Here is a 21162-nt window from a genome sequence, read left to right as displayed (position 1 = left end):
ACGCTCAGTCACTTTTAGCTAATACAGATTCCAGGCGAGCGGCAATCCGCTGAGGGACTTGTCGCTGCACCGCCTGCACTGCCTGTTCAATGGCGACAGAAAATGCTCGCTGATTGGCGGCGCCATGACTCTTAATCACGATGCCGCGCAATCCTAACAGACAGGCGCCATTATACTGGTCGGGGTTGAGGTGACTGAATCGCCGCGTCAGGCTCTTTTGTAACCAACGCTTCAATAAAATCAACCACCAGGCGCTTTTTTTGCCTTCTCCCTGAGATTTCAGCAGAGAAAGGAACATGCGCACGACCCCTTCCATGGTCTTCAACGTTACGTTTCCGGTGAAGCCATCGCACACCAGAACATCCGTTTTTCCCGTCAGCAACTCATTGGCTTCGAGATAACCAATATAGTTGATGGAGGGAACCTGTTTGAGCATTTCAGCAGCGTCGCGAATGCTGTCCAGGCCTTTGGTCTCTTCTTCACCAATATTCAATAACGCAACGCGGGGATTGTTGATCCCGACCACGTCTTCTGCCAGCACCGACCCCATCACGGCGAACTGAGCCAGCATGGTACTATCACAATCCACGTTAGCGCCCAAATCGAGCACCACCGTTTTCCCCTTCTGCTGATGCGGTAACACCGTCACCAGCGCCGGGCGCTCAATGCCCTCAATCGGCTTGAGCAGTAATTTCGACAGCCCCATCAGCGCACCGGTATTGCCGGCGCTGACGCAAGCCTGCGCTCGTCCTTCTTTTACCAGCTCCAGCGCCATGCGCATAGAGCTGCCACGGCTATTACGAATCGCCTGTGAGGGGCGTGCATCACTGGCAATAACTGACTGCGCAGGAATAATCTGCAGACGCGAACGTTGTTCAAAGTCAGCTTTTGCAAGTAATGGCGTGATTGTGTCGGGATTGCCGACTAAAAGAAGTGTGAGTTGCGAATTAGAATTCAGTGCCTGCAATGCTGCAGGCACTGTCACGGAAGGGCCAAAATCTCCCCCCATGACATCTAACGCCAGGGTTAGACGTGTCAAGGTATCGTCGCAGCCTGGTTCGGTAACTTCCCCGTTTGCACGGGGAAATCCTCACTAAGCCTAATCACGCTTTCGCGCGATTACTTAGTGATAACCTTGCGGCCGCGGTAGAAACCGTCAGCGGTGATGTGGTGACGCAGGTGTTTCTCACCAGAAGTCTTGTCTACAGACAGGCTGGTAACTGCAGTCAGCGCGTCATGGGAACGACGCATGCCACGTTTGGAACGGGTTGGTTTATTCTGTTGTACGGCCATGGACCTTACTCCTCAATTACTTACGCTTTAAGCTGGCTAATACGGCAAATGGGTTTGGTTTTTGCGCTTCATCAGGCAGTTCCCCAAAGACCATGTCCGCCTCGGACACTTCACAGTGTTCAGAATCATGCACCGGAACGACTGGCAAGGAGAGGATGATTTCATCTTCAACCAGAGCCAGAAGATCGATTTCACCGAATTCGTTAACCTCAATCGGCTCATACGCTTCCGGGAGTGCTTCAGCCTGTTCGTCAGAACGAACCGGACTGAAACAATACGTTGTGTGAACATGCTGTACAAACGGTTTCCCGCAACGCTGACACTCGAGCGTTACCGTTACCTTTGCATCACCGGTTAAAACGGCGAGACGCTGGTTGTCGATAGCGAACGACATGGAGCATTCTACATCACTGTCCACACTGACTACAGATTCGGCAATACGCTCGGCCTGATCGGAAGTATAGATACCTTCGTAATCAAGGCGTTTTTGAGCCGTACGAACCGGATCAAGAGTCAGGGGTAATTTTACCTTTTGCATAGGGCGCGCATATTAACTTTGTAACGTCATAGAGTCAAAGAAAAAGGCAACCAGAGCTGCCTTTTGCCAATTATTCGCACACATTGCGGCCTGTAGTTTAAAATGGCTGGCATCGATACGCTATATCTGGTGATAAAAATATGCCAAATCTCGTCCTTGCTTCCACTTCTCCCTACCGTCGAACGCTGCTGGAAAAGCTCGGGATCCCGTTTGAATGCGCCGCGCCGGACGTTGATGAGACGCCGCAGCCGGGCGAATCACCGCGTCACCTGGTAACGCGTCTCGCTAAGGAGAAAGCGCAATCGCTGGCCGCACGTTATCCTACACATTTGATTATAGGCTCCGATCAGGTTTGCGTGCTGGACGGCGAAATCACCGGCAAGCCCCATACGGAGGAGAACGCCTGCCAGCAGCTTCTGCGTGCGCGGGGCACGATCGTGACCTTTTATACGGGCCTGGCGCTCTATAACTCCGCCTCCGGCCATCTGCAAACCGAATGCGAGCCGTTCGACGTGCACTTCCGCCATCTTAGCGAGCAGGAGATTATGGACTACGTGCGCCGGGAACGTCCGCTGAACTGCGCAGGAAGCTTTAAGAGTGAAGGACTGGGGATTGCGCTGTTCGACAAACTGGATGGGCGGGATCCGAACACACTGGTGGGATTGCCGCTGATTGCCTTGTGTCAGATGTTACGGCGAGAAGAGTGTAATCCGCTGATCGTGTAAGTTATGCCCAGCGGCGCTTCGCTTGCATGGGCCTACGGGTTTCGTAGGCCGGGTAAGCGCAGCGCCACCCGGCACATAATCAGCCGCGCAGAACCTTCAGGCAGCGTTTCAACTGCTCATCCAGCGGCGCTTCAATACGGATAACTTCCCCGGTATTAGGATGGGTAAACTTCAGCGCTGCCGCATGCAGGAACAGACGCGACAGGCCCGTACCCGCCAGTTGCTTATCGAACTCGCGATCGCCGTAGCGGTCATCAAACGCAATCGGATGGCCCGCAAACTGGGTATGCACGCGAATCTGATGGGTACGCCCCGTCACCGGGCTGCAACGTACCAGCGTGGCAAACTCGTAGCGCTCTTCAACCTTAAAGCGCGTCTCCGACGGTTTCCCTTCCTGGCTTACGCGAACAATGCGCTCGCCGCTTTGCAGAATGTTCTTCAGCAGCGGGGCCTGCACCACCTTCACGTGGGACTGCCACTGACCGCGCACCAGCGCCAGATAATCTTTCTGCATGCCCTTCTCACGCAGCTGCTCGTGCAGGGAACGCAGCGCTGAACGCTTTTTCGCTACCAGCAGCACGCCTGAGGTATCACGGTCCAGGCGGTGAACCAGTTCGAGGAAACGGGCTTCCGGACGCAGCGCACGTAACCCTTCAATCACGCCGAAGCTCAGACCGCTACCACCGTGGACCGCGGTACCCGATGGCTTATTCAGCACCAGAATATGATCGTCCTCATAAAGGATGACATCGCTCAGGGCCGCGACTTTTTGCAGCTTCGGCGAAACCACCTCTTCTTCACGTTCAGCCACGCGAACCGGTGGAATACGCACTTCATCACCGGCTTCGAGCTTATACTCAGGCTTCACGCGTTTTTTATTCACCCGCACCTCGCCCTTACGCAGGATGCGGTAAATCATACTCTTTGGCACGCCCTTCAGTTGGGTGCGCAAGAAGTTATCGATGCGTTGCCCCGCGTAGTCATCCGCGATAGCAACCATTTTTACGGCTGGAGTCTCTGTTTTCATGGTTGGCGATTCTAAATATCGTCAGCCATTAGCGCCACTCATTTTTCTATGCTTATATTTACTTTTATCCGGCCTGCGCCCCGTTTCACGCAATCGATTTGGTGGTTATTAAACCAATCACCACCTTGAGGTGAAGAAACTGTGAGTAACCGGGTGATAATTGGTAAAAGTCATCTTGCTATAACCCGGCGAGCAGTGGAATAATGGGGCTGTTTTCCGCGTTAAATCCGGGTTTTGTAAGGATGTCGACGGAATGACCAATTTTGTCTGACCGATCATCCACGCAGCAATGGCGTAAGACGTATTGATCTTTCAGGCAGTTAGCGGGCTGCGGGTTGCAGTACTTCCCGGTATAAGGATTGTTCTCTGGAGAGTTCTACCCAGGCAATTCCCCTGATAATTGCGCTGTGTTTCCGTATGAAATACAGGCAACCGACACTCTGCGCCTCTTAAGCGAGCGACAACCGTGAGGTTGGCGACGTGAACAGACACGAGGCCATCGGTTCATACCCCGGAAAGCGTCACCTTGCCCGCAGCTTTGTCGTCAATGTAAGAATAACGAGTAAGTTACGATGAAAAGAATGTTAATCAACGCAACTCAGCAAGAAGAGTTGCGTGTCGCCCTTGTGGATGGGCAGCGCCTGTACGATCTGGATATCGAAAGTCCTGGACACGAACAGAAAAAAGCGAACATTTACAAAGGTAAAATCACCCGCATTGAACCAAGCCTTGAAGCTGCATTTGTCGATTACGGTGCTGAGCGTCATGGTTTCCTCCCTCTGAAAGAAATCGCCCGCGAATATTTCCCTGCAAACTACAACGCCCATGGCCGCCCAAACATCAAAGATGTTCTGCGTGAAGGTCAGGAAGTTATCGTTCAGATTGATAAAGAAGAGCGCGGCAACAAGGGTGCCGCACTGACCACCTTTATCAGCCTGGCGGGGAGCTATCTGGTGCTGATGCCAAACAACCCGCGCGCGGGGGGCATCTCTCGCCGTATCGAAGGTGATGACCGTACCGAGCTGAAAGAAGCGCTGGCAAGCCTTGAGCTGCCGGATGGCATGGGGCTTATCGTGCGTACCGCGGGCGTGGGCAAATCTGCCGAAGCGCTGCAGTGGGACCTGAGCTTCCGTCTGAAGCACTGGGAAGCTATCCAGAAAGCCGCAGAAAGCCGCCCTGCTCCGTTCCTGATCCACCAGGAAAGCAACGTTATCGTGCGTGCCTTCCGTGATTACCTGCGTCAGGACATCGGTGAGATTCTGATCGATAACCCGAAAGTGCTTGAGCTGGCTCGCCAGCACATCGCCGCGCTGGGTCGTCCGGATTTCACCAGCAAAATTAAACTGTACACCGGTGAAATCCCGCTGTTCAGCCATTATCAGATCGAATCCCAGATCGAGTCCGCCTTCCAGCGTGAAGTGCGCCTGCCGTCCGGCGGTTCTATCGTTATCGATACCACCGAAGCGCTGACCGCTATCGACATCAACTCCGCGCGTGCAACCCGTGGCGGGGACATCGAAGAGACGGCCTTCAACACCAACCTTGAAGCCGCTGATGAAATCGCCCGCCAGCTCCGCCTGCGCGACCTGGGCGGTCTGATTGTTATCGACTTCATCGACATGACCCCTGTTCGCCACCAGCGCGCGGTTGAAAACCGCCTGCGTGAAGCGGTGCGTCAGGATCGCGCGCGTATCCAGATTAGCCACATCTCGCGCTTCGGCCTGCTGGAGATGTCCCGCCAGCGTCTGAGCCCGTCGCTGGGTGAGTCCAGCCATCACGTCTGCCCGCGCTGCTCCGGCACCGGTACCGTGCGTGATAACGAATCGCTGTCTCTCTCTATCCTGCGTCTGATTGAAGAAGAAGCGCTGAAAGAGAACACCAAAGAGGTTCACGCCATTGTGCCTGTGCCGATTGCCTCCTACCTGCTGAACGAAAAACGTGCAGCGGTCAGCGCAATCGAGGCGCGTCAGGGCGGCGTTCGCTGCATCATCGTGCCAAACGACCAGATGGAAACCCCGCACTATCACGTGCTGCGTGTCCGTAAGGGCGAAGAGACCAGCACCCTCAGCTACCTGCTGCCGAAGCTGCATGAAGAAGAGATGGCGCTGCCTTCCGATGAAGAACCTGCCGAGCGCAAACTCCCAGAGCAGCCTGCGTTAGCGACCTTCATTATGCCTGAAGCACCACCGGAAGCGGCGCTGGAAAAACCTGCAGCCAAACCGGCGGCGCAGAAACCAGAAGCAACGGCCGCGAAAGTCCAGCCGGCGCAACCGGGTCTGCTGAGCCGCTTCTTCGGCGCGCTGAAGAAGATGTTTGCGGGTGAAGAAGTTCAGCCAGAGCAGCCGAAAGAAGAACCTAAAGCAGCCAAACCTGAACGTCAGCAGGACCGTCGCAAGCGTCAGAACAACCGCCGCGATCGTAACGACCGCAGCGACCGTAACGAGCGTCGTGACAGCCGTTCAGACAATAACGAAGGCCGTGAGCAGCGCGAAGACAACCGTCGCAACCGTCGCGAGAAACAGCAGCAGAATGTTGAAGATCGTGAAATTCGCCAGCAGGCGGGCGATGAGTCCGAGAAGAGCAAACAGCGCGACGAGCAGCAGCCACGCCGCGAACGCAACCGTCGTCGTAACGACGAGAAACGTCAGGCGCAGCAGGAAGTTAAAAACCTGAACCGCGAAGAGCCCGCTGAGCAGCAGGACGGCGAGCAGGAAGAACGTACTCAGGTGATGCCTCGTCGTAAGCAGCGCCAGCTGTCACAGAAAGTGCGCGTTGGTGCGGCTCCGGTAGAAGAAACCACCGTAGTTGCGGCTGAAGCGGCAGAAACCGCAACAGGCACGCAGGTTGCAAAAGTTGACCTGCCAGCCATCGTGGACAATAACGTTGAGCAGGATGAAAACGGTGAAAACCGTGACAACGCAGGTATGCCGCGTCGCTCCCGCCGTTCTCCGCGTCATCTGCGCGTGAGTGGCCAGCGTCGTCGTCGCTACCGTGACGAGCGTTATCCGACTCAGTCTCCAATGCCGTTGACCGTGGCGTGCGCGTCACCAGAAATGGCATCCGGCAAAGTCTGGATCCGTTATCCGGTCGCTCGCCTGGAGCAGGCTGTTGAAGAGCAGGCTGTGACCGAAGAGGTGATTGCTCCTGTAGCAGCGGTTGAAGACGCTGTGACCGAAGCAGCAACCGTGGTTGAACCTCAGGTTGTTGAAGCGGCAGAACCACACGCAGTGGACGTCGAAACCACCCATCCTGAAGTGATTGCCGCGCCGGTTGATGCCGCACCGCAGATTATCGCCGAAGAAGATGTCGTGGTGGCTGAGGAAGTCGCTGAAGAGGCTGAACCAGTAGCCGCAGTGGAAGAAGCCGCTGAAACCGTCGTAGAAACCACCACTGAAGAAATCGTTCAGGACGTTGAGATTCAGGTTGAACCGGTTGTTGAAGAAGCGAAAGCGCCTGAAGTGGAACCAGAGCCGGTTAAGGTTGTTGCCGCTCCTGCGCCTGCTCACGTTGCGACAGCGCCGATGACGCGCGCTCCGGCACCAGAGTATGTGCCTGAAGCACCGCGTCACAGCGACTGGGTTCGCCCGGCGTTCAGCTTTGACGGTAAAGGCGCTGCAGGCGGTCACAGTGCAACGCATCAGGCGACTGCACCAGCGACGCGTCCACAGTCTGTCGAATAACGACGCAGAAAGTAAAAAGCCGACCTTCGGGTCGGCTTTTTTTATGGCTGCTGCACGGGCTTTCTCATCCCGGTGACCTCCGGCATGATCTGCCGCATTAGCTCCAGAAATCGCCGCAAGCGCGCAGGATAATACCGGGACCAGGGGTAAACCAGATGCACCGGTAACGCCGCCGGCTGCCACTCTGGCAGCAAATGTACCAGCCGACCTTCCCGGATATCATCCTGTACCGTCCAGCTGGATACTACCGCCACGCCAAGACCGGTGAGTGCCGTATTGCGTGCGACATACAGACTGTCGGTGCTCAGGCGTGGGGTAATTATCACGCGCGCGGTGGCGGATGATGCCTCGTGAAAAAGCTCCACATGGCGCTGGTAGAAAGAGCTGATGGCAATCCAGGGAAGCTGCTGCAGATCCTCCGGGGTGTTAACCGTCGGAAAGCGGTCCAGCAATGCCGGAGAAGCCACCACCGAGCGCGGCACTTCGGCCAGCAGCACGGACACGGTCGCCGGGTCGACTTCCATTCCCACCCGAATAGCGCAGTCAAGGTTGTCGCCCAGAAAATCAGCCGACCGATCGTTGAGCATCCATTCAATAGAAAGTTGCGGATAACGCTGTAGAAATTCGGTTAGTGGTTTCAGGAGCTGATCCTGACCAAACGCATGCGGTGCCCGCACCCGCAGCACGCCTACAGGTTCATCTTCCGTCTGCCCCACCTCATCTTCCAGCGCCAGCCAGCTGTCAATTACCCGACGGGCATGCTGATAGCAGCGCTCCCCGTCATCCGTCAGCCGCGTCGTGTGGGTGGTGCGCAACATCAGACGCACGCCCAGCATTGTCTCAAGCGACTGCAGCCGCCGGCTCACCGTGGCCTGGGTGGTGTCCAACTGCCGTGCCGCCGCAGAAAGGGAACCCGCCTCCACAATGCGGACAAACGTTCGCATCAGCTCTACCCTGTCTATACGCTCAACTCTTTTCATTTACTTTTCATCTATACGTTCAACGTATAAGAGTTTTACCACCGCGCCCGCTACCGCCGCAAGGCGTACTGATAAAAAATAGCCTCACACGATGAATGAGGAACATCTTATGAACACAACAACCGCCGCCCATGCCGTAAGCCGCTGGGTAATCTTAATGCTGGCGCTCGGTGCAGGCTTCAGCGTGGCATCCATCTATTATGCCCAGCCTCTGCTGCCTCTGATGGGCGCCGACCTTCACCTGAGTATCGAAGGAATGGGCCTGGTCCCGACCCTCACCCAGGCGGGATATGCCTTAGGGATCCTGTTCCTGCTTCCGCTCGGCGATCGCCACGACCGCAGAACATTAATCCTGATAAAGAGCGCGGCCCTGGCGCTGTTCCTGCTGGGCTGTAGCCTGACCGGACAGATCCACTCCCTGCTGCTGGCAAGCCTGCTCATCGGCATGGCCGCCACCATGGCGCAGGATATTGTCCCGGCTGCGGCGATCCTTGCGCCGGAAGGCAAACAGGGGAAAACCGTGGGTACGGTGATGACCGGTCTGCTGCTGGGTATTTTGCTCTCCCGAACCGTCAGCGGCGTGGTGGGCGAAGCGTTTGGCTGGCGCGTGATGTATCAACTGGCTGCGGCAAGTATTGCGTTTATCGGCGTGGTGATGTGGGCCGTACTCCCTCGTTTCGCCGTTCACTCCACGCTGAGCTATCCCGCTCTGCTGCGCTCGATGGAACATCTGTGGCGTCGCTACCCCGCTCTGCGCCGTGCCGCGCTGGCCCAGGGTTTTCTGTCGATAGCCTTTAGCGCCTTCTGGTCTACGCTTGCGGTCATGCTGCTGGAACGCTATCACCTCGGGAGTGCCGTCGCCGGTGGTTTTGGTATCGCAGGGGCAGCCGGTGCGTTGGCAGCCCCGCTGGCGGGCGGCCTGGCGGATAAACTGGGTGCCGGGAAAGTCACGCAGCTTGGTGCCGTCCTTGTGACCGTCTCGTTTGCCCTGATGTTCCTGATGCCCGCCCTGGGAGTTCACGGACAGCTGATTCTGATTGCCGTCTCTGCTATCGGGTTCGATCTGGGCCTGCAGTCCAGCCTGGTCGCGCACCAGAATCTGGTTTACAGCCTTGAGCCACAGGCGCGGGGTCGTCTGAACGCCCTGCTCTTTACCGTGATCTTTATCGGCATGGCGTTGGGTTCTGCGTTAGGCAGCAATATTTACACGCTGGCTGGCTGGACGGGCGTAGTTGCGCTGGCAACGGTTTGCGGCATCATTGCGCTGGCAATCCGTATGATTGAAAGCGCGCGGGTCGCCTCGGCACCAGCAGAAATGGCATAAAAAAAATGCCCAATCCAGACGGATTGGGCAGTAAAACATGCCCAGTTTCAAGACATGTTCCAAGAGGTCAAGATGTTATTTGTTCAGCTGGAACAGAGACATGCCTTGCATATCGCTAAACGCTTTATAAGAGGCCTGCAGGGCCGCCTGCTGCATGGTGTAAGAGGAAATCGCTTCGTTCCAGTCCACGTCCACCAGGTCGCTCATCTGCTTAGTCTGACCCAGCGCGCGGTCGTCACCCAGGGTATCGAGTTTTTCCAGTTCGTTCAGTTTAGTACCCACATCCGCAACGACCGTCAGGACGTTGTTCTGAGCATTTTTAATACCGATCTGCGCGTTGGAAATCACCTGACCTTGCGCGGCGGCCGCGGCCGGATCGTTCTCAATCGGCGTCTTCAGCGAAGCAATGGCGGAATCAAGGATTTTAAACATGTTGGTATCGCCATACCCACCGCCCGGCAACTCTTGTGCATTGCTGGTAATGCTCTCAAAGATCTGCTGGCCGGTATGGCTGATCGCCATGTTTCGCGCCGTATCGACCTGCTGAGTGATCGCCTCAGTACCACCATTGTAGGTACCGGTTGCGGCATCAAACGGTGCACTCTCGGTTTTGTATCCCGCAAAGATAAAGCGACCATTGCCATCCGTCGTGTTAGCCAGGTTCATCAGCTGGTCGCGGATCCCCTGGATATCGGTCGCCAGAGAGAGACGGTCGTCATCGCTTAAGGTGCCGTTTGACGCGTAGACCAGCTTCTCACGCACGCTTGATAACGCGGTGTTCACCTGGGTCAGCACGTTATCTTCCAGCGACACTTTTTGCGTGGCAAAGGTGCGCGCTAACGCGAACTGGCTGTTTTGAGACTGAGACTGTGACAGCACAATAGACTGTGAAGCCGCGATAGGATCGTCCGACGGACGGTTAACGCGCTTGCCGGTGGACATTTGCTCACCGTAGCTCAGCCATCTGCTCTGGGAATCGGTGATCCCGCGCATGTTCTGTTCGTACATCATCTGGGTGCTAATACGCATTTTTCACCTCAACCTTAACGAATGTTGATAATTGCATCGAAGAGCGTACTGGCAGTCTGAAGCACCTGCGCGTTGGCGAGGTAATACTGCTGATAACGCTGCAGGTTGCCATACTCTTCGTCGAGGTTTACCCCAGAGATGGTCTGCTGCTGCTTAATTAACTGCGTTTCCACATTGGCTTTCGTCTGGCTACTGACTTTCAGTGAAGCGGTGGTGCTCCCTACGGTGCTCACCAGTGAGGCATAGGCATCGTTAAAAGTTTTGTTCCCGCCAACCACTTTGCTGTTTTGCAGATCGAGCATTTTCTGCCCGTTGCGGTTGTCGCTCTCACCGCCGTTCTGCACCGCGGCCATGGCCAGTTTGGATTCGTCACTGATGGACAGTTCCATGTTCATGATGACGTCAGAGACGGGCTTCACGGTAAAGCTGTCTTTGGCGTTGGCCGAACCGCTGACGTTCACGTTGAGACCGTCAAACGACAGATTGCCGCTGGCATCCGGGCTCATGGTAAAGCTGGTCTTGTCCGACGTGCGGGTGATGGTCCAGTCGGTGCCGTTAAACTGCAGCTTATAGTCCGTTGCCTGAACTTTGGTGCTGTCCGCAACGGTGGCATTGACGACCGCCGTGCCGCTATTTTTGCTGTTGGAAAGCACAGCCGGAGAACCGAAGCCGAACAGCTTGCCGCCCGCATCGCCGTTGGCATCAAAGCCGGCCTCGTGCTGCTTGTTCATCGCGTCAGCAAACGCCAGCGCCATCTGGTTCAGGTTATTACGAGCCTTATCCAGATCTTCCGCGCGGAAGGTCAGCAAACCGCCTAACGAGCCGGTGGTGATCATCTTTTCCGGGATCTCGACATTACCCGCAACTTCATCGACGTAGGCGATAGTGGTGCGGGAAGGATCGGCGCTGGACTTCACGGCAGCCAGCTGGTTAGCTTTGCTGCCCTGCACCAGGCTGTAGCCGTTGCCGAAAGAGATGTTAAACGTGCCGCTATCCTGAACCGAAACTTCCACACCCACGATTTTGTTCAGCTCGTTGACGAGCTGATCGCGCTGGTCGAGCAGATCGTTAGGCGATGCGCCCGCGCCGACACCGGTGAGGCGGGAAATCTGATCGTTCAGATTGGCAATCTGTTTGGCATAGTTGTTGATCTGCGAAACGCTGGTCCCGATCGCCGTATTCACCTGCGTATCCTGATCGCGGAGATACTGATCGTTGGTTTTGAACTGGTTGACCAGGCCGCCCGCTTTTCCCAACACCGTCTGACGCGCAGCCGGGTCTTCCGCGTTGCTCACCAGCGTTTGCAGGCTCTTAAAGAAATCCTGCAGGGTGGTGGAAAGCGAGTTGGTGGTATCGGAGAGCACATCGTCAATTTTTGACATCTGCTGATAGCGCGTGGTCAGGCCGCTGCTCTGGGTCTGCGCGGCGCGCAGCTGGTTGGTGATGAAAGCGTCATATTCACGCTGGACACCGGAGACATACACCCCGTTACCCACCCAGCCACCGCCGGTCAGCGTGCTGTTAGATGCACCCAGCACCGTCGTCTGGCGGGTGTAACCTGCCACGTTATAGCTTGAAATATTATTACTGACGGTATTGAGTGCCGACTGCGCGGCACTGAGGCCACTCATGGCGCTGTTAATCAAACTGGACATGGGGGTTCCTTTTATACGTTCAGACACGAGTCCTGATGAAGGTTATCGGCAACCTCCACCGGGACTTGAGAACTTTCAGAACAGATTTTCGATATCTGTGCTATAGGCTTTGCTGACCTTTTCGCCCATGGATTTCAGCTGCTGGATCATGCTGGTGAGCTTACGAGCATAGTTCGGGTCGGTTGCGTAGCCCGCGTTTTGCAGGGCCTGAGCGCCCTGCTCCGCCGTTGCCGCCTGCGTAACGGCGGTATAACGCGGATTTCGGCTCAGCAGGCCTACATAATCGGATAAAGCTTCCAGATACGAGCTGTAAACGCGGAATTTGGCTTTCACCTTCACCGCCGCGCCGTTCTCGTATTCCGTAGTCGTGATCTCGGTGGTCGGCCCCTTCCAGCTGGAGGTGGCCTTCACGCCGAAGATGTTGAAGCTCGGGTCGCCGTTTTCCTTGCGGATCTGGCGCTGGCCCCAGCCCGACTCCAGTGCGGCCTGGGCCAGAATCAGGTGGTGAGGCACGCCGCTCTGTTCACTGGCAAGCCGTGCCGGCAGAGAAAGCTGCGCCAGGAAGTCTTTGCTGTCACCGGAGAGCGCCTCGTCGCCGCTGCCCGTTGCCTTCGGTATCGCTTTACGCACCATCTGCGTCAGCGCCTGGTTCTGATAACTGGTCACCGTTTCAAGGTCGAACTTCATCGGCACCTGCGGCGGCTGCTCTTCTGGCTGAACACCCTGTGCGGCAGCGGTCTGTTTGACAATCATGTCAGCCAGACCGAGGCCTTTACCAGCGGTCATCTGCTGCGCAATCTGCTGGTCATACATGCTGGTGTAGAGACGCGTTGAATCGCTGCTGAACATCCCGTCTTTCGGCAGGGTTTCGCGCATGCTCTTCAGCATCATCTGTACAAACATCCCTTCCACCTGGCGGGCAACCGGGCGGATATTCGCCGCCGGGTCTTTACCTGCTTTGGCTTTCAGTTCGTTGAGCGACTGGGCGTCCCAGGCGGCACTGGTCAACAGTTTGCTATCGGTCAGCATCAGATGATTTCCAGTTTGGCGCGCAGGCAGCCCGCGCTTTGCATGGATTGCAGAATGGACATCAGATCCATCGGCGTCGCGCCCAGCGCGTTCAGGGCACGCACCACGCTGTTCAGGTTGGCGCTGGAGCGCACGCTCTGCAGGGAACCGCCGCTCTGGCGTAAATCAATCTGCGTTTGCGGCGTCACTACCGTCTGGCCGCCACCAAATGGTGTATCCGGCTGGCTGACGTTGGCGGAACGGTTAACCGTCACCGAGAGGTTACCCTGAGCCACGGCACAGCTATCCAGCGACACTTCCCGGTTCATCACCACGGAGCCCGTACGGGAGTTGATGATCACTTTGGCATCCTGCACCGGCACGTTCACTTCCAGATTCTGGATATCCGCCAGCATGCGCACCTGGTTGCTGCTGCCGGTGGAGGTGCGGATCTGCACGGTACGCGCATCCAGTGCCGTGGCATTGCCATAGCTGCGGTTGATGGTGTCGGCAATCTGCTGCGCCATCGTGAAGTCTTCATTATTCAGCTGCAGGTTGATGGTGTTGCCCGCGCCAAACTGGGTCGGCAGTTCACGCTCGATGATCGCACCGTTGGTGATGCGCCCGCCGTTCAGCTGGTTCACCTGCACGCTGCTTCCGCCAGCGGATGCGCCTGCCCCGCCGACCAGGATGTTCCCCTGCGCCAGCGCGTAGACCTGGCTGTCGACGCCTTTCAGCGGGGTCATCAGCAGCGTACCGCCGCGCAGGCTTTTGGCATTACCCATTGAGGAGACCACCACGTCAATGGTCTGCCCCTGGCGCGCAAACGCCGGGTAGGAGGCAGTGACCATTACCGCGGCCACGTTTTTCAGCTGCATGTTGGTTCCCGCTGGCACGGTAATGCCGAGCTGGGAAAGCATGTTGTTTAAGCTTTGGGTGGTAAACGGCGTCTGGGTGGTCTGGTCACCGGTACCGTCCAGCCCCACCACCAGGCCATAGCCAATCAGCGAGTTCCCGCGGACGCCCTGAACGCTGGTGAGATCGCGAATGCGGTCGGCCTGGGCAAACGTTGCGACAAGAACCAGCGCCGCGGCGAAGATCGATTTAAACATGGGTCACCTCGCTTACATCGGCGATAAATTAAGGAAGAAGCGCTGCAGCCAACCCATATTCTGCGCTTCATTAATGTAGCCGTTACCGACGTACTCAATGCGCGCATCCGCCACCTGGGTGGACGGAACGGTGTTGGTGCCGCTGATGGTGCGTGGATTTACCACGCCCGAGAAGCGAATGAATTCAGTGCCCTGGTTAATGGCGATCTGCTTTTCACCCACGACGTGTAAATTGCCGTTAACCAGCACCTGGTCAACCGTGACCGTCAGCGTACCGCTGAAGGTGTTGCTGGCGTTCGCGCCACCTTTACCGTTAAAGGTGTTGCCGCCGGAGGCCTCAACATCCGCACGGGCATTGCCGAACAGGCCCTGCAGATAGCGTGGAACGGTGTCAAAGCCAAAATTGGTTTTGCCATCGCGGCTGGCGTTCGCCGACGAGCTCTTGCTCGCGCTGACGTTTTCCTGCAGCACAATGGTCAATGTATCGCCGACATTACGCGGGCGGCGATCTTCAAACAGCGGCTGATAGCCGTAGTTAATCGGCTGCGCGGTCTGGAAAATGGAGCCGTTTACAACTGGCGCAGGGCCAGGAACGGGTTGGGCAGTCGTCGCACCCTGGACCAATGGTTTAGACGGGATCAAAGCGCACCCGCTGAGGGTGACGGCCAGAACAGTCAGTATCGGATAACGAAACGCCGCGTTTTTTTGCATTGCCTTCATCTTCGAAAACAGGGAGCCGGTGCGGGGTTTACCGCACCGGGCTACACCTTAGAGTTGCGTCAGTTTCTGCAGCATCTGATCGGTCGTAGAGACTGCTTTACTGTTAATTTCATACGCGCGCTGGACCTGGATCATATTCACCAGCTCTTCCGCCACGTTCACATTGGAGGTTTCGACATACCCCTGGTACAGCAGCCCCGCACCGTTCAGGCCTGGCGTACTTTCATTTGGCGTGCCGGAGGATTGCGTTTCGGTGTAGAGGTTCTCACCAATGCTTTCCAGACCGGTATCGTTCATGAAGGTGGTCAGGTTGAGCTGTCCGACCTGGACCGGAGCGGCCTGCCCCTGCTGGGTCACGCTCACGATGCCGTCGCGGCCGATGGTAATGCTCAGGGCGTTCGCCGGAATGGTGATCGCAGGCTGAACCTGGAAACCGCCCGCCGTCACCAGCTGACCGTTCTGATCGACCTGGAAGGAACCGTCACGGGTGTAGGCAGAGGTCCCGTCAGGCAGCTGCACCTGGAAGAAGCCCTGGCCTTTGATCGCCACGTCTTTGCTGTTGTTGGTCTGAGACAGGTTGCCCTGGCTGTGCAGACGCTCGGTCGCCACCGGGCGAACGCCGGTACCGATCTGCAGGCCTGACGGCAGCGTCGTCTGTTCAGAAGACTGCGCGCCCGGCTGGCGGATGGTTTGATAAAGCAAATCTTCGAAAACGGCGCGCTGACGCTTGAAACCATTGGTGCTGACGTTTGCCAGGTTGTTGGCAATCACATCCATGTTGGTTTGCTGCGCGTCCAGGCCAGTTTTCGCGATCCATAAAGAACTGATCATAAAGAGTCCTGTTAACTCATCGACAGAAGTTGGTTAGCCTTGCCCGCGTTTTCGTCCACGCTGCTGATAATTTTCATCTGCATTTCAAAACGACGGGCGCTGGCGATCATGTCGCTCATAGCGGCTACCGGCTTAACGTTGCTGCCTTCCAGAACGCCGGACATCACGCGGATGCTCGGATCGGCCTGTAATGTGGCACCACGGGTAGCCTGAGCTGCCTGGGTCAGACGGAACATGCCGTCGTCGCCGCGCTGCACCTCTTTGCCTTCCGCTTTGACCAGCTTCAGACGCCCGACGGGGGCAACGGTGTTGGCCGGATCGCCCGGGTTCAGCGCCGAGATGGTGCCGTCCGCGGCGATGGTCAGCTCAGAGCCTTCCGGCACGGTCAGCGGGCCCGCTTCACCCATCACCGGATGCCCCTGAATCGTCAGCTGGCCGGTCGCGCTGACCTGGATATTCCCGTTACGGGTATAGCCTTCGCCACCGTCCGCCGTTTGCACCGCCAGCCAGCCGTCCTGCTGCAGAGCAACGTCCAGCGGGCGTGAGGTGTAATCCATCTGCCCTGGCGTCATGTCTGCGCCCGGGGTGGATGCCGCCACCAGCGTACGGGTCGGCAGGGAGAGCCCTTCTACCGGCACCGCGCGCAGCGCATTCAGCTGCGCGCGAAAGCCCGGCGTAGAGGCGTTTGCCAGGTTGCTGGCGGTAACGGCCTGCTGGATGAGCGTCTGACTTGCCGCGCCCATCGCGGTATATATTGCGTGATCCATTGCGCTTTCCTGTTAGCCGCTTAACGCAGGTTAACCAGCGTGTTGAGGATCTGATCCTGGGTCTTGATGGTCTGCGCATTCGACTGATAGTTACGCTGCGCGACAATCATGTTCACCAGTTCTTTACTCAGGTCCACGTTAGAGGCTTCCAGCGCGCCGTTGGTCAGCGTGCCGAAGTTACCGGAGCCCGCGGTGCCCAGCAGGGCAACACCGGAAGACTGCGTGGCAGACCAGACGTTATCCCCTTCGGACTTCAGACCTTCGTTGTTGGCGAAGTTTGCCAGCACGATCTGGCCCAGCACCTGAGTCTGCTCGTTGGAGTAGTTCCCGACGACGGTGCCGTCATCGTTAATCTGATAGCTGACCAGGTCGCCCGGCTTGAAGCCGTTCTGGTTGGTCGCCACGATATTGTTTGCACCGGTGTTCTGCTGCATGGAGTTAGCAAAACTCATCGCGAAGGTCGCCGGGTCCGCACCTGGGATAGTCGCGGTAGTGATGTTGATGTTTCCACCCCCGATCAACGTACCGTTATTATCGAAGGTCAAGGTCGTGGCCACTGCCGCCGCGCTGCCTGCCACGCTGCCGTCCTGGGCATACACTTTCCAGGAGTTCGCCGGGGTCGCATCTTTGACGTAAAACAGGTTCATGTTGTGCGCATTACCCTGGCTATCAAAGACGGTTACCGTACCTTTTTTGTTGTAGGTATCCGGGTTGGCCGGATCGAAGGCGGCGGTTGGTGCGGCATCGGTGGAGTTGAGGTTAATCTGCTGGGAAGCCGTGGTGGTGGACTTCGCGGCCATCAGCGTGGTCGGGATATTAATCGCCTGTGGATTCGCACCGGTCTGAACCGTTGATGGCGTTCCCGCAACCGGATACCCCGTTAATTGCATCCCCTGCATGTTCACCAGGTTACGGTTTTCGTCCAGCTTGAACTGGCCGTTACGGCTGTAGAACACCGAGCCGTTTGCATCGACCATACGGAAGAAACCGTTCTGGCTGATGGCAACGTCCAGGCCACGACCGGTGTTGGTGGTGGTACCGTCGGTAAAGTCCTGAGTGATGCCCGCAACTTTTACGCCCAGACCCACTTTGGAACCGGCAAACATATCTGCAAAAGACGCAGAACCGGATTTGAAACCATAGGTCGCGGAGTTGGCGATGTTGTTGCCAATGACGTCCAGGTTGGTGGCCGCAGCATTCAGGCCGCTGACCGCTTGAGAAAAGGCCATGACTTACTCCTGATAAGTGTTAAGGCTTAGATAATCTGCCGAACTTCGTCGAGTGTGGTGGTACCGGAGGTACCCAAATCCAGTTTGTTGCCGTCGCCCCCTTTAATCACGCCCTGAACCAGCGCGAACTGCAGCGGCTGCGCCACCAGCTGGGTTGTCCCGTTGCTGGCGCTAATCGCGACTTTGTAGGAGCCATTTGGTGCTTTCGTGCCGTCGGTCAGGCTGCCGTCCCAGGTAAAGGTGTGAACGCCCGCTTTCAGTTCGCCGATGTCGATGGTGCGAACCACGGCGCCGGTTGAGTCGGTGATCGTCGCCGTCACTTTGTCAGCCGCCTGCTGCAATTCAACGCCGAACGGCGTAGTGGTGGTGGTCGATGTACCGTCGGTGGTGCTGGTGCCCGCCAGGATCGTGGTCCCCGGGATCATTACGCCGTGACCAATCAGGCTTGCCGCCTGCAGGGACTGAGCGCTGTTAATCTGACCGGAGACGGAACCGAGGGTGGTGTTCAGTTTCTCAATGCCGCTCACGGTACTGATCTGCGCAAGCTGCGTGGTCAGTTCGTTGTTCTGCATTGGGTTAGTCGGATCCTGGTTCTTAAGCTGCGCCACCAGCAGCGTCAGAAAACTGCTCTGCAAATCGGAGGCATTGCTTCCCGTCAGGGAGCTGGAGCTTGTCGAACTTTTGGTGTTGTTAACACCCGTGTTCGTCGGATCATTCACATTTACGGCGATGGACATGCATGTCTCCTTTACTGGCCGAGAGTGAGTGTTTTGAGCATCATGCTCTTCACGGTATTAAGCACTTCGACGTTCGCCTGGTAGCTACGGGACGCCGACATGGAGTTCACCATCTCGCCTACCACATCCACGTTTGGCATCTTCACGTATCCGTTAGCGTCCGCGAGCGGGTTACCTGGCTCATACACCAGCTTGTCCGGCGCCTGGCTCTCAACCACGTCAGACACCTTCACGCCGCCCGTTGCCGCGCCTGGCGCAGCGTCGACCTGAAACACAACCTGTTTGGCACGATAAGGCTGTCCGTCAGGTCCGGTCACGCTGTCGGCGTTCGCCAGGTTACTGGCGGCCACGTTCAGACGTTTGGACTGGGCGGTTAACGCCGAGCCGGCGATATCAAAAATATTCAGCAAGGCCATTTATCAGTTGCCCCCCTGCAGGACGTTCATCATGCCTTTGATTTGTCCGCCGAGTACGGTCAGGCCCGTCTGGTATTTCAGGCTGTTATCGGCAAACTGCGTACGCTCCCGGTCCATATCCACGGTGTTACCGTCGAGTGAAGGCTGGTCAGGGATGCGATAAAGTAAATCGGTCGCTGGCGCGGTCATCGCCTGAGCGGGAATATGGCGAGAGGATGTCATGGCGAGTGCAACACCGGTTCCTTCGGCACGTCCACGCTCCATCACCTTTTTGAGCTCACTGGAAAAATCAATATCGCGCGCCTGATACCCGGGCGTATCGGCGTTAGCGATGTTGGCGGCTAAAATCTCCTGCCGCTGGGCGCGTAAATTGAGCGCTTCCTGCTGAAAACGTAACGCGGCGTCGAGTTTATCGAGCATGTCTCCTCCGCTGATGGCAAAATTTCAGTTCACAGCTTAAATCTCACCCGGTCTCCCCTATCGACGGAATAAGCACAAAATGCGTCGCTATTTATTCCGTTGATGCAAAACCACTGCAGGTAGAATTCATCCAACTCTGGAAACGGTGGAACTTGCGATGCAAACGTTAAAACGTGGCCTGATGGCAACTTTCTTGCTGTTTAGCCCTCTGGTGAATGCCGGGGATTTACAGGATGCGCTGACGAATTTTTTTGCCCAGAAGCTGGCGGGCTTTAGCGATGACGTTAACGTGACCATCCGCACGCCGCCGAATCTGTATCCGACCTGCGAGCAACCGTCATTCAGCGTGACGGGGACCACGAAGCTGTGGGGCAATGTGAACGTCCTGGCACGCTGCGCCAACGAAAAACGCTATTTACAGGTTGCAGTTCAGGCGACGGGCAATTATGTTGTCGCCGCCGTACCCATTGTGCGTGGCAGCGCCCTGCAGGCAAACAGCGTGACGTTAAAGCGCGGGCGTCTGGATCAGCTCCCGCCGCGGACAATGCTGGACATTAACCAGGCACAGGACGCCGTCAGCCTGCGCGATGTCGCGCCGGGCCAGCCGATTCAGATCTCCATGCTGCGCCAGGCGTGGCGTGTCAAAGCGGGACAGCAGGTGATGGTCGTTGCCAACGGAGACGGCTTTAGCATCAACAGTGAAGGGAAAGCGTTGAACAATGCCGCGGTAGCGCAAAACGCCCGCGTCAGAATGTCCTCAGGCCAGGTGGTGAGCGGAACCGTCGATTCTGATGGGAATATTCTGATTAACCTATAATCTTTTTAAAGATTTCGCGGCGCGTGCCGATAAATATTCCACTAATGATGATGTCAGGCGCAAACGCCGCGAACCCTCGATGAGGACAACACTATGAGCATTGATCGTACATCAGCCCTGAAGCCGGTAAGCGCTGTACAGCCTCGCGAAACGAACGACGCTACCCCTCAGAAAACGCGTCTGGAAAAACCGTCAACGTCTAACAGCACCAGCGTGACCCTGAGCGATGCCCAGGCAAAACTGATGCAGCCAGGCAGCAACGATATCAATATGGAACGTGTTGAAGCGCTGAAAACGGCTATTCGCAACGGTGAGCTGAAAATGGACACCAGCAAAATCGCTGATGCCCTGATTCAGGAAGCACAGAGTTTCTTACAGAGTAACTAACCGTATGAGTCGACTGTCAGAAATACTGGATCAAATGACGGTTGTCCTGAACGACCTGAAAACGGTAATGGATGCTGAACAACAGCATCTCTCTTCCGGTCACATTAACGGCAGCGCGCTGCAGCGTATTACTGAAGATAAGAGTTCGCTGCTGGCCACGCTGGATTATCTGGAGCAGCAGCGCCGCGCCGAGCAGGACTCGAAGCGCAGCGCCAATGACGATATTGCCGAGCGCTGGCAGACCATTACTGAAAAAACCCAGCATCTGCGCGATCTCAACCAGCATAACGGCTGGCTGCTTGAAGGCCAGATAGAGCGTAATCAGCAGGCGCTTGAGGTGCTGAAGCCGCATAAAGAAACCGGACTGTACGGCGCGGATGGTCAGACGGCGACGGCACGTATTGCGGGTGTAAAAAAGATTTCGATTTGACGCGTAAGCGACAAATCTTGCAGTGGGGAGCACCCTG

The 21162-nt window shown here is 56.7% G+C and carries 22 protein-coding genes; 6 read left to right on the top strand and 16 right to left on the bottom strand.

Annotated elements, in window-relative coordinates; all coding sequences use genetic code 11:
• Positions 1 to 4 precede the first annotated feature (4 nt).
• The 3 genes from plsX to yceD all read right to left on the bottom strand — a co-directional run bounded on the left by plsX (position 5) and on the right by yceD (position 1831).
• Complete coding sequence (gene plsX / locus OKF39_RS09650; RefSeq protein ID WP_028012715.1) at positions 5 to 1039, bottom strand: phosphate acyltransferase PlsX; 1035 nt, start codon at positions 1037 to 1039, stop codon at positions 5 to 7.
• Between the two features lie 80 nt (positions 1040 to 1119).
• Complete coding sequence (gene rpmF, locus OKF39_RS09645; RefSeq protein ID WP_003857964.1) at positions 1120 to 1293, bottom strand: 50S ribosomal protein L32; 174 nt, start codon at positions 1291 to 1293, stop codon at positions 1120 to 1122.
• A gap of 16 nt (positions 1294 to 1309) precedes the next feature.
• The gene (gene yceD, locus OKF39_RS09640) at positions 1310 to 1831 is read right to left on the bottom strand and encodes a 23S rRNA accumulation protein YceD (RefSeq protein WP_021240759.1); all 522 of its coding nucleotides are present in this window, start codon (positions 1829 to 1831) and stop codon (positions 1310 to 1312) included.
• A 140-nt stretch (positions 1832 to 1971) separates the two neighbouring features.
• Here yceD and OKF39_RS09635 point away from each other — a divergent pair, with 140 nt between their 5' ends.
• Entirely contained in the window at positions 1972 to 2556 is a 585-nt protein-coding gene (locus OKF39_RS09635) for a Maf family protein (protein WP_302230020.1), read from the top strand.
• Between the two features lie 79 nt (positions 2557 to 2635).
• On the opposite strand, the gene rluC is transcribed toward OKF39_RS09635, so the two are convergent.
• Complete coding sequence (gene rluC, locus OKF39_RS09630) at positions 2636 to 3583, bottom strand: 23S rRNA pseudouridine(955/2504/2580) synthase RluC (protein WP_028012713.1); 948 nt, start codon at positions 3581 to 3583, stop codon at positions 2636 to 2638.
• Between the two features lie 572 nt (positions 3584 to 4155).
• Here rluC and rne point away from each other — a divergent pair.
• A complete protein-coding gene (gene rne, locus OKF39_RS09625; RefSeq protein ID WP_479983723.1) occupies positions 4156 to 7263 on the top strand; it encodes a ribonuclease E in 3108 nt (1035 codons plus the stop codon).
• 41 nt (positions 7264 to 7304) lie between these two features.
• Here the strand turns inward: rne and OKF39_RS09620 are convergent, their stop codons facing one another.
• On the bottom strand, positions 7305 to 8243 hold the full coding sequence (locus tag OKF39_RS09620; protein ID WP_045261645.1) for a LysR family transcriptional regulator: 939 nt from the start codon (positions 8241 to 8243) through the stop codon (positions 7305 to 7307).
• A 109-nt stretch (positions 8244 to 8352) separates the two neighbouring features.
• Between OKF39_RS09620 and OKF39_RS09615 the strand changes: the two genes are divergently transcribed.
• Complete coding sequence (locus OKF39_RS09615; RefSeq protein WP_045261646.1) at positions 8353 to 9567, top strand: MFS transporter; 1215 nt, start codon at positions 8353 to 8355, stop codon at positions 9565 to 9567.
• A gap of 75 nt (positions 9568 to 9642) precedes the next feature.
• Here the strand turns inward: OKF39_RS09615 and flgL are convergent, their stop codons facing one another.
• The 11 genes from flgL to flgB form a co-directional block, all read right to left on the bottom strand.
• Positions 9643 to 10596 (bottom strand): flagellar hook-associated protein FlgL, encoded by a 954-nt coding sequence (gene flgL, locus OKF39_RS09610; protein WP_041910520.1) that lies wholly within the window; start codon positions 10594 to 10596, stop codon positions 9643 to 9645.
• A 14-nt stretch (positions 10597 to 10610) separates the two neighbouring features.
• Positions 10611 to 12251, bottom strand: coding sequence for a flagellar hook-associated protein FlgK (gene flgK / locus OKF39_RS09605; protein ID WP_048956760.1), 1641 nt, complete (start codon positions 12249 to 12251; stop codon positions 10611 to 10613).
• Between the two features lie 75 nt (positions 12252 to 12326).
• Positions 12327 to 13280: a flagellar assembly peptidoglycan hydrolase FlgJ gene (gene flgJ, locus OKF39_RS09600; protein ID WP_041910522.1), complete on the bottom strand. Its 954-nt coding sequence runs from the start codon at positions 13278 to 13280 to the stop codon at positions 12327 to 12329.
• A complete protein-coding gene (locus OKF39_RS09595) occupies positions 13280 to 14371 on the bottom strand; it encodes a flagellar basal body P-ring protein FlgI (RefSeq protein ID WP_028012706.1) in 1092 nt (363 codons plus the stop codon). Before OKF39_RS09595 ends, flgJ begins: the two co-directional genes overlap by 1 nt.
• A gap of 12 nt (positions 14372 to 14383) precedes the next feature.
• Entirely contained in the window at positions 14384 to 15082 is a 699-nt protein-coding gene (flgH, locus tag OKF39_RS09590; RefSeq protein ID WP_023311139.1) for a flagellar basal body L-ring protein FlgH, read from the bottom strand.
• A gap of 57 nt (positions 15083 to 15139) precedes the next feature.
• A complete protein-coding gene (gene flgG, locus OKF39_RS09585; protein ID WP_000625853.1) occupies positions 15140 to 15922 on the bottom strand; it encodes a flagellar basal-body rod protein FlgG in 783 nt (260 codons plus the stop codon).
• Between the two features lie 11 nt (positions 15923 to 15933).
• Positions 15934 to 16689, bottom strand: a complete 756-nt coding sequence (locus OKF39_RS09580) for a flagellar basal body rod protein FlgF (RefSeq protein ID WP_479983722.1) — start codon at positions 16687 to 16689, stop codon at positions 15934 to 15936.
• A 20-nt stretch (positions 16690 to 16709) separates the two neighbouring features.
• Entirely contained in the window at positions 16710 to 17918 is a 1209-nt protein-coding gene (flgE, locus tag OKF39_RS09575) for a flagellar hook protein FlgE (RefSeq protein ID WP_041910523.1), read from the bottom strand.
• Between the two features lie 26 nt (positions 17919 to 17944).
• Positions 17945 to 18655, bottom strand: coding sequence for a flagellar hook assembly protein FlgD (gene flgD / locus OKF39_RS09570; protein WP_041910524.1), 711 nt, complete (start codon positions 18653 to 18655; stop codon positions 17945 to 17947).
• Between the two features lie 11 nt (positions 18656 to 18666).
• Positions 18667 to 19071, bottom strand: a complete 405-nt coding sequence (gene flgC / locus OKF39_RS09565) for a flagellar basal body rod protein FlgC (RefSeq protein ID WP_013097138.1) — start codon at positions 19069 to 19071, stop codon at positions 18667 to 18669.
• 3 nt (positions 19072 to 19074) lie between these two features.
• On the bottom strand, positions 19075 to 19491 hold the full coding sequence (gene flgB, locus OKF39_RS09560; protein WP_008500815.1) for a flagellar basal body rod protein FlgB: 417 nt from the start codon (positions 19489 to 19491) through the stop codon (positions 19075 to 19077).
• 157 nt (positions 19492 to 19648) lie between these two features.
• Between flgB and flgA the strand changes: the two genes are divergently transcribed.
• From flgA to flgN, 3 genes are all read left to right on the top strand, one after another.
• Entirely contained in the window at positions 19649 to 20308 is a 660-nt protein-coding gene (flgA, locus tag OKF39_RS09555) for a flagellar basal body P-ring formation chaperone FlgA (protein ID WP_049136770.1), read from the top strand.
• 93 nt (positions 20309 to 20401) lie between these two features.
• Positions 20402 to 20695 (top strand): flagellar biosynthesis anti-sigma factor FlgM, encoded by a 294-nt coding sequence (gene flgM, locus OKF39_RS09550; RefSeq protein WP_014883360.1) that lies wholly within the window; start codon positions 20402 to 20404, stop codon positions 20693 to 20695.
• 4 nt (positions 20696 to 20699) lie between these two features.
• Positions 20700 to 21125 (top strand): flagella biosynthesis chaperone FlgN, encoded by a 426-nt coding sequence (gene flgN / locus OKF39_RS09545; RefSeq protein WP_028012701.1) that lies wholly within the window; start codon positions 20700 to 20702, stop codon positions 21123 to 21125.
• Positions 21126 to 21162: the final 37 nt, after the last annotated feature.

This window comes from Enterobacter cloacae complex sp. HYC042_NIDB, assembly GCF_056673315.1.
Note: the sequence above shows the minus strand (reverse complement) of the source record. Positions and strands in the feature narration are given on the sequence as shown.